This is a genomic window from Bacteroidales bacterium, from assembly GCA_026418905.1.
Classification (GTDB): Bacteria; Bacteroidota; Bacteroidia; order Bacteroidales; family DTU049; genus JAOAAK01.
Genome location: JAOAAK010000009.1, coordinates 73,986 through 88,961 on the forward strand (window position 1 = coordinate 73,986; position 14,976 = coordinate 88,961).

The following is a 14,976-nucleotide window of genomic DNA, read 5'->3' on the forward strand; positions in this document are numbered from 1 at the left end:
TATGGTTAAATTTTATTTTGAACAAAACGGTTCAATGATTGAAATGGAAGTCAAGCCAGAAGGTAATCTGGCGCTTCTAGCTTTGGGTTATGAGGGCGTTTTGGCTTGGAAAGCTGTAAGACGAGCTCATGGCTTGCCTGATATGGCCAATCCCGAAACACCTTTACATTTTGATGCTATTGACCGAAAAAAAAACAACAATGGAAAAAAATAAAATTCTTCTTATCGGTGTCGATGCTGCAGACTGGAAAGTCTTAAATCCCATGATAGATGAAGGCTTGCTGCCTACTTTTCAGAAAATTATAGAAGAGGGAACCAGCGGAAATATAATGACGTTGGATCCTCCTCTTTCACCAATGCTATGGACCTCTATTGTTACGGGCAAACGAGCTGATAAACATGGGATTCTTGGATTTCTTGAATTAGATCCAATCAGTGCTTCTGTGAGGAACATTTCATCTGGCTCACGAAAGACTCGTACGATATGGAATATTCTTCATTATGCAGGCTATCGGCAAGTTGTCGTCAATTGGTGGCCTAGTCATCCGGTGGAGCCCATTCGAGGTTATATGGTTTCCCATCATTTTAACACACCTATCATGCGACCTGGTGAGTTATGGAAAGTACCTGCCCATAGTGTTCATCCTCGTGAAATGGTTGCTGAGTTATCATCCCTTCGAATCCATCCTGCTGAATTATCTGATCAGCACATCCTGCCTTTCATCCCTATGGCTCATAAAGTTAATCAGGAAGAAACTAACAGCATCGATGCTTTAGCTAAAATAATTGCTGAAAACTCTACAACACATGCTATAGCCACTTACCTCATGGATAAGGAACCATGGGATTTCGTTGCCATATATTTTGATCTGATTGATCATTTGGGACATGGTTTCATGAGATTCCATCCACCTCGTCATCCATCTGTTCGTATTGAAGATTTTGAGATATACAAAGATGTCATACGTTCTGGATATCGTTTTTTTGATATGATGCTTGAACAATACCTCAAAAGAGTGGATAATAATACTCTATTAGTAATTGTTTCAGATCATGGCATGTATTCAGATATACTAAGACCCATGAGATTACCTAAATTCAAGGCTGCTCCTGCTCTAGAACATCGTGCACTTGGTATGGTGTGTTTTTATGGTAAAGGTATTAAAAGGGATGAAAGAGTCTATGGAGCAACATTGCTAGATATAGCGCCAACTTTATTAGCTTATGCCGGAATTCCTATTGGGAAAGATATGGATGGACGTGTTCTAATGGAAATTTTTGAACATCCACCACGGGTAGATTACATAGATTCATGGGATCAAGTTGCTGGTGATTTTGCCGAACTTCCTGAACATTTTCGATGGACTGATGAAAATCCTATCGAGGCCATAGAACAACTGGTTGCTCTCGGTTATATTGAAAAACCTGATGAAGATGCCATCAAAGCAAGAAAAAAAATTTGGATAGAAAATCAATTTAATTTGGCACGTGTCTATATCAGTAAGTTTGAATATGACAAAGCTAAGCAAATCCTAGAAGAGCTTGTCAAAGATGAATTAGCCACTATTGATATTCATCTAACTCTTTTTCAAGTTTACCTTTCAATTGATCCAAACAAGGCCAATGATATTCTTGAACGGATAAGCAAAATTGTCGATGATGAGACTGCGTCTATGCTTAATTTTTCGCTAATGAAAGCCAAGGTGTATATGGCTCAAAATAATCTTATAGCTGCGGAAACGATTTTGCTCGATATGATAAAAAATAAAAACTTTACACCTTCTACTTTACGAGAATCGGGTAAATTGCTCTTTCAAACAGGAAGATTTAATGACTCTATTAAAGCATATCAATATGCCTTGGAACTTAATTCAGATGATCCTCTTGCCTTATTTGGTTTAGCTCAAAATTATTTCATGCTTGGATGGTATGAAGAAGCTTCTGATTATTGTTTAGATGCTTTGGGGATTTTGTATTATTTTCCCCAAGCACATTATTTGCTGGGAAGATCATTGATGGAATTGGGTAGGTATGAAGAAGCAGCAAAGGCTTTAGAAAAATTTGTTTCTATGTTGCCAACACATGTTTCGGCTCGTTCATTCTTGATAAAAATTTATCGAGACTTGTTACACAAGCCAGAAATGTGCGAAATGCATCAAAAATATGTAGAAGGCTTTTTCAAGGGTAGAATAGTTGTTGTATCTGGCTTACCTAGATCTGGTACCAGTCTCATGATGCAAATGCTCGAAGCGGGTGGTATGCGAATCCTTACAGATAATTTGAGAAAACCTGATGAGCATAATCCTCGTGGGTACTATGAATATGAACCTGTTAAAAACCTTCACAAAGACAATTCTTTCATGAAAGAAGCCATCGGAAAAGCTGTTAAAATAATTGCTCAATTATTGCCATATATTCCACTTGATTATAAGTACAAAATAATTTTTATGCATCGAGACATGAACGAAATATTGCAATCTCAGCAAAAGATGCTAGGTAGAGATCCTTCCATTTTTCCTTCAGGTCTTGCCAATATCTTTCAAAAGCAACTTCAGGTGGTCGACAACTGGATAAAAGAGCATCCCGAATTTGAGATTCTTCATGTCAATCATCAAGACGTTATAAAGCAACCGTTTGCTGTAGCTAGTAAAATCAATGAGTTCCTCGATTATTCTCTTGATACGTATAATATGATAAAAGTAGTAGATCCTAACCTTTACCGGAATAAAGCCATATAATAAGTTGCATAATCCAAAAAAATACCACATATTTGCATAAAATTAGATATCATGAATATACAGGAATATATTGAAATTAATCAAGAGTTTTTTCTTAATAAATTATTTCAACTTCTGCGGATAGATTCTGTTAGTAGTGATCCTGCAAGAAAACATAAAATGCAAGAAGCCGCTCAGTATTGGGCCGAACTTATAAGGGAATTACATCCCGATAAAGTAGAAATACATCAAACTTCTGGGAATCCCATTGTTTATGCTGAAAAAATCATCAATACTTCATATCCAACAGTCATTGTTTACGGGCATTATGATGTTATGCCTGAGGATCCCATCGATCTTTGGGTTAGTCCTCCCTTCGAGCCCGAAATTAGAGATGGGAAAATTTATGCTCGTGGAGCTGATGACGATAAAGGTCAAAGCTTTATTCATTGGATTGCATTACGTTATTTGCTCGAAGAGAACAAACTTAACTGTAATGTTAAATTTATATTGGAAGGTGAAGAAGAGGTGGGCAGTACTTCTCTTTCTACATGGCTAGATGAACATAAAGAAAATATTAAAGGCGATGTAGTCCTTGTGAGTGATACGGGAATGATAGCACCCGATGTTCCTACCATTACCATGGGGCTTCGTGGGTTGACTTATTTGCAGGTTGAAGTAACTGGGCCTAATCGCGACCTCCATAGTGGTCTTTTTGGAGGAGCTGTGGCAAATCCGATCGTTATCCTTTCACATATCTTAAGCCGGATGATTGATCTCAATGGGACGATAACCATTCCCGGTTTTTATGACAAAGTGATGAAAGTGAGCGAAGAGGATAGAAAAAAATTGAACAAGGTTGCTTTTTCTGAGGATAATTACAAACAGGCCCTTGGAGTTCGTGAATTGTTTGGAGAAAAAGAATATACCGTACTTGAAAGAACAGGTATTCGTCCATCATTTGATGTCTGTGGCATCTGGGGTGGATATACCGGAGAAGGTGCTAAAACCATTATACCGTCCAAGGCCTATGCTAAGATTTCTGCACGTCTTGTTCCTTACCAGGATAACAAAGAAATAGCTCAACTCATTAAAGAATACATCGAAAAACTGGCACCTTCATCTGTGACCGTTAAAGTTGACATTTTACATGGCGGTCAACCCTACGTGATGCCCTCGGATCATCCTGCTTATCTTGCAGCCGAACTGGCTTTGAAAGATGTTTTTGGGAAAGATCCTGTTCACCTTCGTTCAGGTGGTAGCATACCTATCATTGCTACCATCGAACAAAAACTAGGTATTAAATCTCTTCTTATGGGTTTCGGACTTGAAAGCGATGCTGTACATTCTCCAAACGAAAACTTTCCGTTGAACAATTTATGGAATGGAGTAAAAAGTATCGTGGCTTTCTATTTGCATTTTCCCCGCATTATGCATGAAAAATAAATGTTTCATCGTCTGTTTTTTTGTTTTTTTCCAACTATGGCCGCAGTTCTACAATGGCTATGACTTGATTTTTGGACGAAGTCGGACACAATACACTCAAAAATATATCTGGAGTCAATGGCGAACATCCCATTTTGACGTTCTTTTTTATCAAGGCGAACGCTCACTTGCTCAATACGTTATTCAAGTAGCTTATCAAGAAATTAAGGATATTTCTTTCTTTCTCGATTACCTACCTGAAAAAAAATTTTTTTTTATAATTTTTTCAAACAAAAATGACTATTTTTCTAGTAATGTAGGTTATTCATCGCATGAATCCATTAACACAGGGGGCAAGACCCAAATCGTTAGCAACAAAATTGCTCTTTTCTTTAACGGGAATCATGAAGATTTAAGAAGACAAATTAAAGAAGGAATAGCTCGTTCTTTGATTTTTCAATTTCTTTTTGGTGACGATCCTAACATGAATGTAAGACGTTCTCAATCTCTTTTTGTTCCTCGTTGGTTTATCGAAGGCCTTGTAAGCTACATAGTTAATGGATGGAACATGGATCTAGATTTTCGATTAAAGAATCTTTTGCATCGGAAAAAATATTTTTCCATTAATCAATTCAAAGAAGAAGAATCTTCCCTGATGGGACATGCTTTTTGGAATTTTCTTCTAACTACTTATGGCAAAAATACAATTTCAAAAGTTCTTACCTTTCTGGTAGTATCGAGAAGCTACACTACAGCATTATTATATGTTTATGGAAAGAATTTTAGACAACTTCTCAATGATTGCATGTCCTTCTACAAAACTCGTTGGAAAGAAGAAAAAAACGAATTACCTGTGAGTCAAAAGGTACTAGCTTTTAAACCCAAATTTCACGTATATCAACATCATTTAAGTCCTGATGGAAAGAAATTGCTGTTTGTAACTGATAAATGGGATAAAAAGAAAATATGGCTCATGGATTTGGATTCTCGGAAGAAAGAAAAAATTTTTAATACTGGTAAAAAATGGGTGTTAAACCAAGATTATTCTTATCCTGTTCTGGCATGGCATCCCACTTCTCGAATTGTTGCTTGGATTAATGAGGAAAAACAAAAACGATATTTGTATTTATACGATCTTGTTGAGAAAAGTTATGAAAAAATAAATATTGAACAATTTCAGAAAGTGTTAGACATTTCGTTTTCGTCCACGGGTACAACTTTGGTCATGACTGCATTGTTGGATGGGCAAGTTGACCTGTTTCTCTTTTATTTAGGCAGTAATGCTATCAAAAGACTTACTAATGACCAGTATGACGAACGATATGCTATGTTTTCACCCGATGATCGGTGGATTTGCTATGCATCTAACAAACCTATAGTTTTGGATTCATTTTCAAACCAATTACAAATGCAAAACTATGATCTATTTTTACTTAATCCTGCTTCAAAATTAATGTACAGAATTACTACTACGCAGGATACAAACGAAATCTTACCTAACTGGAATGGAAATGAAATCTTATATTTTTTTAATGATGAATATGGCTTTCAGAATATTTTTTCAGCTCGTCTAGATAGTGCTATTTTGTTTGTAGATACTGTCTTTCATTATCGTTATTTTTTTGTTCAGAAACCAGTCTCGAGGTGGAATTATCCTGTGCTAGAATGGACTTTTAAAATGCCTCAGCATTTGTTTTTGATCCAAACCCCTAAAAACAAAGAACAGCGCATAATCTCTCATCAGCAAATAAAGTCTTTTCTGGAAACTCCTTCACATGATGTGTATTCCAAACGTTTTGGTGAATCTTCTAATAAATCTCACATCCAAGAACCATCGTATCAAAAAGAGAAAATTTCTCCATTTAATTCCGATTCTTCTCAGGCAAGTGATACCAATAAAGTAAATATTTATGATTTTAAATTTAAAACACTAGCTAAAAATGTTAAACCTTCCGATAATTCTCCGTCATTTAACAATCTATCAACTTACAAGGATACTTTCATTGTTTCTAGAATACAAAATTATAATGTAGAATATTCGCTTAACAGAGTTACTACTCAAATTGCTTCCGATTATTTGGGGCAAGGATATTTACCTTTTTCGCCAGCATATTTGGATGTTCAGCTGCCTCAAACTAATGGATTCATCAAATTTGTTGCTAGTGATTTACTTGAGGATTATCGTATCATTGGTGGAGTTAAGATCAAACCATCATTGAAAGGAAATGAATATTTGCTTGCTTACGAAAATTTTAAAAAACGATGGGATTATCATTTTTCGTTCTTGTATTACAATTATTTTTTTAGAAGCGAAGAGCAGGGAGTTGAACGACATCAAGTAAGCCATTTTAGTGTAGGATCGTCTTATCCATTTTACAATTTGCTGACTTTCCGTTCTTTTTTTATGCTTCGCTATGACAATGTTGTAAAATTAGGCTATGATGATGCCAGTTTGTTAGATACAGCAAAAAAAGTGTATTGGGGAAGCCTTCGGTCTGAACTTGTATATGACAATACTATTCAGGAAATGCCTAATGTTCTCGTGGGTTGGAGGTGGAAAATATTTAGCGAATATTACCAAGGAATTCATAATAAGCTATTGAATTTAGTTACGTTTGGTGTGGATTTTCGCACGTACTTAAGAATACACAAGACCATGATTTTGGCTCATCGTTTTGCCTGGGGGACATCGATCGGATCAACCAGGCTCATGCATTTCTTAGGGGGAACGGATCAGAATATATTTGCAAAGTTCAATTCTAGAACTCCGTTTGATACAACTTACCGGTATGAATTCATGACATTCATCACTAATCTTAGAGGATTACCATTGAATTGTCGTAATGGTAATACGTTTTTCGTGCTGAATAACGAGTGGAGGTTCCCTTTTTTAAACGTATTGTTAAGAAGGCCCTTAGCTTCGAACATGTTGAATAATCTGCAAATTGTAACTTTTTTCGATCTAGGAAGTGCATACGTTGGATTAAATCCTTTCAGTGAAAAAAATACTTATAGGAATGAATATGTTGTTCAAAAACCTTTTACAATTGAAATAAAAAATTTTCGTTTCCCTATCGTAGCCGGTTTTGGTAGTGGTCTGAGAACAATGATATGGGGGTATTTCATTCGTTTTGATATGGCTTGGGGGTGGGACAATTTTCAATTTACCAAACCTGCTTATCTTTTTTCATTAGGTACAGATTTTTAACAGTATGGATAAGAATATGCTCGTTGAATTAGTTAAGAACAGATACGAAGAAGTAGTTAGTTGGAGGAGATGGTTTCATCAGTATCCTGAATTATCCGGTAAGGAAGCAAAAACGGCTGAAAAAATTTCAGAAATTCTTCATCGGCTTGGGATTCCTCATGAAAAAAATGTGGCAGGTCACGGGGTAGTTGGCCTCATTAAAGGCAGGGCAGATACTCCTTGCGTTTTACTTCGGGCTGATATGGATGCACTGCCAATTGAAGAGCAAACAGGATTAACTTATGCTTCCAAATTTAAAGGGGCAATGCATGCTTGCGGACACGATATGCATATGGCTAATCTTTTAGGTGTTGCTAGTATTTTGAACGAGCTAAAGGATCAGCTCTATGGATCGGTGAAATTGGTTTTTCAACCTTCAGAGGAGACTTTACCCGGTGGAGCTATTGCAATGATAGAAGCTGGTATTCTTAGCAATCCACAGGTACACTACGCTATAGGTTTGCATGTCATACCTGAACTCTCCTATACTACGATAGGTGTACGAGCTGGGCGATTCATGGCTGCTACAGATGAATGGTATTTGACACTACGAGGGAAAAGTGCTCATGCTGCACAACCTCAGCAGGCCGTCGATCCGCTACCTGCCGCAGCTCAAATTTTGCTTGCTATACATGGGCTAAAACACAGATTAATTGATCCTCTTCAAAGTGCAGTTATAACACCTGGGAAAATTACATCTAACGGGAGAACAAACATTATTTCAAATGAAGTCTCAATCGAGGGTACTTTCAGATGTTTTGATGAACAAGTCCGTCAAACCATTCGGAAAGAATTACCTTTACTTGTTGATAACATCGCAAAAGCATATGGAGTCGAAGCTGAATTTAAGAATATCCCGGGTTATCCAGTGTTGGTGAACGACAAAGATCTTGTCGATCTTGCCAGCGAATTTTGGCAAACTTTTTCAGATCATTTTGTTGTTAGGGAAATACCTCCTCGTCTGACGGCTGAAGACTTTGCCTATTTTTCTCAACATGTTCCTTCGTTATTTTATCGCCTTGGTGTTGCGTCTTCTGATTCGAATTCCTGTGATCCTTTGCATACGCCAACGTTTAACCCAGATGAAAAAGCTTTATATGTAGGGATGTTAAGTATGTCAAGTTTGGTGTTGCATTTACTTCGGATGTTATGAAAAAGCTTTTCATAATTTTCTCTATAGTTTTTTTTGTAGGATGTTCAAATCCTAGTAAAATAAGTACTTCTCATGGAAAGGTGATTCAGTATATTTTCACGAGCAACACTTGGGAGCCATATGATCGAATAACGCTAAAATTTGACATTCGTGATACAGGTGTCTTTAAATTCATTGGAAATTTTTATGTGAAAAATTTATTTATTCCTAATCGCATTCCTTTGGCTGTAGTTCTTCAAGTACCAGATGGTTCAACCAAATATCAGGAGGCTATTCTCGTAGTTCGCGAAAATGCAATGTTTCGGGGAGAAAGAATCAACAATAATTCTTGGAAACTAAGCGTGGAATTGATACCTACAGTAAAAATTTTTTATGTTGGGGAGCATATTCTCATGATTTATCACACCTTGCCTTTAAGCTTGGATGATGTGATGGAGAAAGTAGAAGTATGGTGTGAAAAACTCAACTAATGTCGATGGGAAGTGTAGGGCGTACGATAAATTTGCGCTTCCACTTTTTCGACCAAACAAAATAACTTGAAATCATAAAGCCAAGGATCCACCCTAGAGGAATACTCCACCAAACACCATCTAACCCTAACCATGGATGAAGTAGGTAGGCAAAGGGAATTCTACCGAACAAGAGCGAAATCATAGTGATGTACATGGGTGTCATCGTATCTCCAGCTCCTCGTAGGATGGCGATGTTCATAAACATTAAGAAGAAAATAGCATAAAATGAAAATACAATAAGAAAATATCCACTTCCAACTTTTACCACTTCTATGTCAGAGTTAAAAAAAGACATCACTTCATTTCGGAAAATAAAGCAAAAAAGGGATAGGACTAGAGCAATAGATGCTGAAATTATCGTCATACCCACATAGCCTTTTCTAATGCGATGAAAAAGTCCGATGGCACCGTTTTGAGCAACGAAAATGGATAAGCCTCCCGACAAGACAAAAGCTGGTATGGTAATGAATCCATCAATCCGTGAAGTGATCATATATGCAGCTGTGGAAGCTGAACCGTATGTGTTGATAAGATGTAACAAGGCAATGTTTCCTAGTGCTACAAAACTTTGTTGAAGCCCACTGGGGATGCCTAATTTAAGATTTAGCTTTAATAAGTCCCACCTGAAAGAAAGTTTAAAAATACGACGATTTAGAATTTCATGATGCTTATTTAAGTAAAAAATCAGCATACATAAAGATAATAGAGTACTTAAAAATATGGAAAGAGAAAGCCAGTATACAGGAAGCTGCAAAATCAAAATAAACACCACATCAAAACTAATGTTTAAAACTATTTGACTGATAAGAAAATACATGGGTGTTTTGCTATCACCCATTCCGCGCAAAATAGCAGATAATGCGTTAAACAAGAACATAACCGGAAGACTTAAACAGAACAAAACAAAGTAGGAAATTGCGTCAGAAAAAATATCTTTGGGAGTGTTCAATAATTCTAGCAATTTATGACTAAAAAGCCAACCACATGCTGAGAGAAAAATAGAAAAAAGCAATAAAAAGGACAAAATTGTGTAGGTGACTTCTTGAATTTTTATGAAATCTTTTTTTCCATAGTATTGTGCTACAATAATGGAAAGTCCGATGGTAAGACCTATGAGAAATGAAACCAAGAAAAAAATGATGGGGTAGGTAACACCAATTGCTGCTAGGGCATATTTGCCTAAATAATTACCTACGAGAAAACCGTTGACCAGAAAATAAATTTGCTGTATAATATTGCTCCAGAAAAGAGGGTATGAGTATCTAAGTATGGATTTAATTTCTTTATCTGTTGTTAAATCTATGTTACTATTCATCATCTTAGATGTAATCTTCTGCAATATCTTCTACAAAAGGCTGAATGGCTCTATTGTATATTCCTTGGACGTAGGAAATAGCCATACCGTAATTGGTGACAGGGATGCCAGCTTTGACAGCAGGTCGAAGTCTGGCAATAATTTGTCTGCGAGTTAGGACACAACCGCCGCATTGGATAACAAGCGCATACTCACATATATCTCTAGGTAGCTTATCTAGACCACTTACTACTTCGAATTCGAGCTTTTTTCCGGTGAATTGACTAATCCATCGGGGAATCTTGACGCGACCTATGTCGTCGCATGAAACTTGATGGGTGCATCCTTCCAAAAGGAGCACACGATCTCCGTCTTTTAATTTTGAAATATAGGGAGTACCTTTAAGATAATTTTGAAAATCACCCTTTTGACGAGCAAGAAGTATGCTAAAAGAAGTTAATTTAATTGACGGAGGAATAGCTGCATCTGCTTTTAGAAATGCTTGGCTGTCTGTGATGGCAAGTACAGGCTTAGGATCCATTTTTTGAATATATGCATCGACTTCTCTTTCTTTGCAAACGACTGCTATTCCGTCGTGATCTAAGACATCTCTAATTACTTGGACTTGGGGTAGAATGAGTCTTCCTTCAGGAGCTTCAATGTCAATGGGTGTAATCAGTAAAACAACATCTCCATAATTAATGAGATCGCCCACAAGGGATCTTGAACGATATGCACTTTCGGGTAAAAATTTAGCAATAGCGTCCGTGATTTCAGTAATAGAATTTTTTTGATAACTGTGTTCAATAACTATCGTTTTCCATTGAGATTCAAGAGTTGTTCTAAGTTGTGGAGACAAAGGAGATATATCGGATTTGTTATGCACAATTATGTAGGGTAACTCTTCTTCTTGACATTTTTTTATAAAACTTTCTTCTACTTCTTCAAAAGTATTATTCGTAATGACAAGAATTGCTAAATCTACCTGTGAAAGTGTTTCGAGAGTTTTCTGTACTCTTTTTTGCCCCAGTTCTCCAATATCGTCAATTCCTGCTGTATCAATAAGAACGCAGGGTCCTATTCCTTGGATTTCAACACTTTTTTTTACAGGATCGGTGGTTGTTCCAGGGACATCACTTACAATAGCAAGATTTTGACCGGTTAGAGTATTGATCAACGTGCTTTTTCCATAATTTCTTTTTCCATAAATGCCAATATGTGGCTGTGCATCTTTACCTTTCTTCATCTGGTAATATGTCTTTTATTCGATAACCAGCCTTAACAATTTGAGATGGGCTTAGCAAATTTAATAACCTCTTTTCATCTATGTAATTCAATTTTTTATTAGCTTCGATAACGTTAATTTTTTCTTTCTTCATTATTTTGGCTAGCTCTCCAGCTTTTTTATATCCAAGCAATGGAATAAGAAGTGTTACAATGGTGGGTGAATGTAAGACTTGATGATGAGAGATTTCTTCTTCAATTTTAAGGTCTTTTAATAGTAATTGTGCGAATGCTTGGCATGCATCACAGAGAAGATTTACGGATTCTATAGCCACACTACCCATCAAGGGTAAAAAAGGATTAAGGTCTGCATGGCCACGACTAGCAAGTTGACCAATTAGCACGTCATTGGTCTGAACTACTTGACTAATGAGTATGACATATTCAGCAATGACGGGATTAATTTTCCCTGGCATAATAGATGATCCTACTTGTCGAGCAGGTATGGTAAGGACTTCTTTGCCATGAAAATCTGAAGCAAAAAAGCGAAGATCATTAGCATATTTTTCAAGATTAATAGCCAATGATTTAAGGATAGCATGACCTTCTACCAATGAGTCCCAGTTTGATGTTACATCTGTTAGGTTCTCACCTCGAGCGAGAGGAACACCACTTATTTCCCTAAGTTTACTTGGAAGAAGCATAATAAAATAAGTTGGAATAGTCGCTCCAGTTCCAATAGCACCACCACCAGCATTGACAACTTTAATCCGTTCAAAAACTTTACTTACACGCCACCAATCCCTGGAAAGAGCATCGTTAAAAGTACTAAAATATAGCCCCCATGTTGATGGAATGGCTTCCTGCAATTGTGTATAGCCTATACGTAATACATGCCTATATTGCTTTTCTTTCTCTTCTCCAATAGTTCGAAGTTGATTTATAGCTTTTTCTAGTTTTTCAAGAAGTAACATTAACGCAATCTTCAATGCGGTAGGAACTACATCGTTCGTACTTTGAAAAATATTAGCATCTTCGATAGGATCTATGATGTGATATTCTCCAGCCCGATGACCAAGGAGAATTAGTGCACGATTGGTGATAATTTCATTAATGTTCATGTTAATACTTGTACCTGCCCCACCTTGAATGGCAGGGACGATAAAATGATCAAACCATTTTCCTTCAGAAACTTCTTTAGCTGCCTCAATAAGATAATGGAATTTGCTCGGATCACGCAGGTTGCGGACGAATTCAGGATATTTTTTCTTAACAGCATCAAAGTATTGAATGTAGAGTTCATAATAAGCCAGTTTGACCATTCCCATGGCTTTGTACCATTCTTGCGGAAATGACCTGTTAACACCAAAATTATTTTTGGCTCTCCAAGCATGAATTCCATATAGAGCATCGTCAGGTAATTCAATTTCACCTAAAATGTCTTGCTCTCTACGCACTTTTTTTAAGCAAACTTACTCAATTTTCAAATATACATAGCTATGAATACAAAAGGAAATTGGTGCGAATTTTAATAACTATATTTGATTTAAATAAAATTTTGTATATTTGCAGAAATCAATGATATGAAGATAGTAGTTCTTTTATGGGCCACGATCATGTTCATGGTTGCGTGTGGCGGAAAATCTCAAACTTACTCAAGTTCTCAACCATCCGGCGAGAGGTCTGAAAGCAAATCATCAAATAAAACTTCTACTCCTAAGCAAGGAGGTGAAGTGATATACCTGACCACACAGGACTTTATTGACAAAATTTTTGATTATCGAACCAACAAGCAATGGAAATTTAAAGGTAGTCGACCTTGTGTCATTGACTTTTATGCCGATTGGTGCAGACCTTGTAAGATGGTGGCCCCAATCATGCAGGAATTGGCAGTAGAATATGCAGGAAAAATCGATTTTTATAAAGTAAATACAGACAAAGAAAGAGAACTAGCAGCTGTTTTTGGTATCCAAAGCATTCCTTCTATTCTATTTTGCCCTCTTAACGATAAGCCTGTCATGGCCATAGGAGCTTATCCCAAAGAGGAATACGTTCGCATGATCGAAGAAGTTTTTTATTCAAAAAAATAAATTTATGGTTGAATATTTGACAGCAGAAACTTTTAAACAAAAAGTTTTCAATTATGATTCCAACAGTGAATGGAAATTTGAAGGCGACTTGCCATGTATCGTTGATTTCTATGCTGATTGGTGTGCACCATGTAGAATGGTATCTCCCATACTTGAAGAATTAGCAAAAGAATACGAAGGAAAGATTCGTATTTACAAGGTTAATACTGAAGAACAACAAGAACTAGCTTATGTTTTTGGAATTCAAAGTATTCCCTCTCTTCTATTTTGTCCTAAGGATGGCGATCCTCAAATAGCAGTAGGTGCATTGCCAAAACAAACATTCATAGAAGTCATAGAAAGTTTTCTTTTAAATAGTAAACCATCAACTGCAGATTGAACTATAAGTTACGCTAAAATTAAATAAAAAAGCTGCCACTGTGGCAGCTTTTTTATTTGAAAGGATATAGGTCACGTTACAAGATTACCTTTTTCATTATCTGTGAATTGCCTGTATTGATGATCACATTGTAAATTCCTTTTTCAAGAGAAGAAGCATCAAGAATAGTTGATAATTGAGAAATAGTTTCCTCCATGACCTTTTCACCAAGATTATTGTACACTGTTATGGTTCCTTCGATCATTTGAGATAAGTGAACGTAGATTTTGCCCATAGAACCGTAAATTTTAGAATTTTGCAACACTTGATCATCAGTTTGAGTAACAGTAGTTTGTCCTGCCTTTAATCCTGTGTTAGGGGTTTGACGATAAGCCCAGTCTTTCAGTGTCATGCCACTTACGTCATCGTTCACATTAACTCTGATCCAGCCGTAGTGAATATTAGCACCAATCTGGAATTTAATTCCCAAGTAATGATCTTGTCCGTCAGCAAAATTTCCGTATTCGGTGCCATTATAAGTAGAGGCGAAAAATACACGACTTCTAGGATCTACACCACCAGGACAAACCCAGTTTGCTGAAGCATTGATAGAATCACCGGCATTTAATGCTATACCATACCAATTCCATGCTGCCCAACCCGCTTCTCCAATAGCCATATTACCTATATTCAGTGGAGCAATGAAGAGTTGATCATTTTGATAACCATTAAAACGAAGAAACATCATGTAATAGTCCATTGTTCCATTGTTATCAAGATCAAGTGCTAAACTGTCATTTGGATTAAAAGTTACATCAGGATTAACGTCGTGGTAAACAATTTGTGCATTTGCAAGACTTGCACTTGCCAATGCGGCTGCAGAATAAGCAGCCATCTTTTTCAATGTAGAATTTTTCATATTTTACATTTTCATGAGACAAATATAATAAAAAAAT

Annotated in this window: 12 protein-coding genes; 8 read left to right on the plus strand and 4 right to left on the minus strand. The window is 36.6% G+C overall.

All coding sequences use genetic code 11. From position 1 onward, the window contains the following. Position 1: 1 nt before the first annotated feature. The 6 genes from N2Z72_02160 to N2Z72_02185 are packed head-to-tail and all read left to right on the plus strand — an operon-like array spanning position 2 to position 9,012. Entirely contained in the window at positions 2–214 is a 213-nt protein-coding gene (locus N2Z72_02160) for a hypothetical protein (GenBank protein MCX7696480.1), read from the plus strand. Further along, positions 201–2,738 (plus strand): alkaline phosphatase family protein, encoded by a 2,538-nt coding sequence (locus N2Z72_02165; GenBank protein MCX7696481.1) that lies wholly within the window; start codon positions 201–203, stop codon positions 2,736–2,738. The genes N2Z72_02160 and N2Z72_02165 overlap by 14 nt, the downstream gene beginning before the upstream one ends. Before the next feature lie 51 nt (positions 2,739–2,789). Next, a complete protein-coding gene (locus N2Z72_02170) occupies positions 2,790–4,163 on the plus strand; it encodes a dipeptidase (protein MCX7696482.1) in 1,374 nt (457 codons plus the stop codon). Further along, on the plus strand, positions 4,153–7,350 hold the full coding sequence (locus tag N2Z72_02175; GenBank protein MCX7696483.1) for a hypothetical protein: 3,198 nt from the start codon (positions 4,153–4,155) through the stop codon (positions 7,348–7,350). Before N2Z72_02170 ends, N2Z72_02175 begins: the two co-directional genes overlap by 11 nt. Before the next feature lie 16 nt (positions 7,351–7,366). Continuing rightward, a complete protein-coding gene (locus N2Z72_02180; GenBank protein ID MCX7696484.1) occupies positions 7,367–8,542 on the plus strand; it encodes a M20 family metallopeptidase in 1,176 nt (391 codons plus the stop codon). Next, positions 8,539–9,012, plus strand: a complete 474-nt coding sequence (locus N2Z72_02185) for a hypothetical protein (GenBank protein MCX7696485.1) — start codon at positions 8,539–8,541, stop codon at positions 9,010–9,012. Before N2Z72_02180 ends, N2Z72_02185 begins: the two co-directional genes overlap by 4 nt. Here N2Z72_02185 and N2Z72_02190 read toward each other — a convergent pair. The 3 genes from N2Z72_02190 to N2Z72_02200 are packed head-to-tail and all read right to left on the minus strand — an operon-like array spanning position 9,005 to position 13,029. Then, positions 9,005–10,369, minus strand: a complete 1,365-nt coding sequence (locus N2Z72_02190) for an MATE family efflux transporter (protein ID MCX7696486.1) — start codon at positions 10,367–10,369, stop codon at positions 9,005–9,007. The two genes, N2Z72_02185 and N2Z72_02190, sit on opposite strands and share 8 nt — an antisense overlap. A 4-nt stretch (positions 10,370–10,373) precedes the next feature. Next, positions 10,374–11,594 (minus strand): [FeFe] hydrogenase H-cluster maturation GTPase HydF, encoded by a 1,221-nt coding sequence (gene hydF / locus N2Z72_02195; protein MCX7696487.1) that lies wholly within the window; start codon positions 11,592–11,594, stop codon positions 10,374–10,376. Continuing rightward, positions 11,581–13,029, minus strand: a complete 1,449-nt coding sequence (locus N2Z72_02200; GenBank protein MCX7696488.1) for a lyase family protein — start codon at positions 13,027–13,029, stop codon at positions 11,581–11,583. The genes hydF and N2Z72_02200 overlap by 14 nt, the downstream gene beginning before the upstream one ends. 126 nt (positions 13,030–13,155) lie before the next feature. Between N2Z72_02200 and trxA (N2Z72_02205) the strand changes: the two genes are divergently transcribed. Further along, a complete protein-coding gene (gene trxA / locus N2Z72_02205) occupies positions 13,156–13,662 on the plus strand; it encodes a thioredoxin (protein ID MCX7696489.1) in 507 nt (168 codons plus the stop codon). 4 nt (positions 13,663–13,666) lie between these two features. Further along, positions 13,667–14,041, plus strand: a complete 375-nt coding sequence (trxA, locus tag N2Z72_02210) for a thioredoxin (GenBank protein ID MCX7696490.1) — start codon at positions 13,667–13,669, stop codon at positions 14,039–14,041. Between the two features lie 76 nt (positions 14,042–14,117). Here trxA (N2Z72_02210) and N2Z72_02215 read toward each other — a convergent pair whose 3' ends face one another. Next, positions 14,118–14,939 carry a T9SS type A sorting domain-containing protein gene (locus N2Z72_02215; GenBank protein MCX7696491.1) on the minus strand — a complete coding sequence of 274 codons (822 nt, stop codon included), beginning with the start codon at positions 14,937–14,939 and terminating at the stop codon, positions 14,118–14,120. Positions 14,940–14,976: the final 37 nt, after the last annotated feature.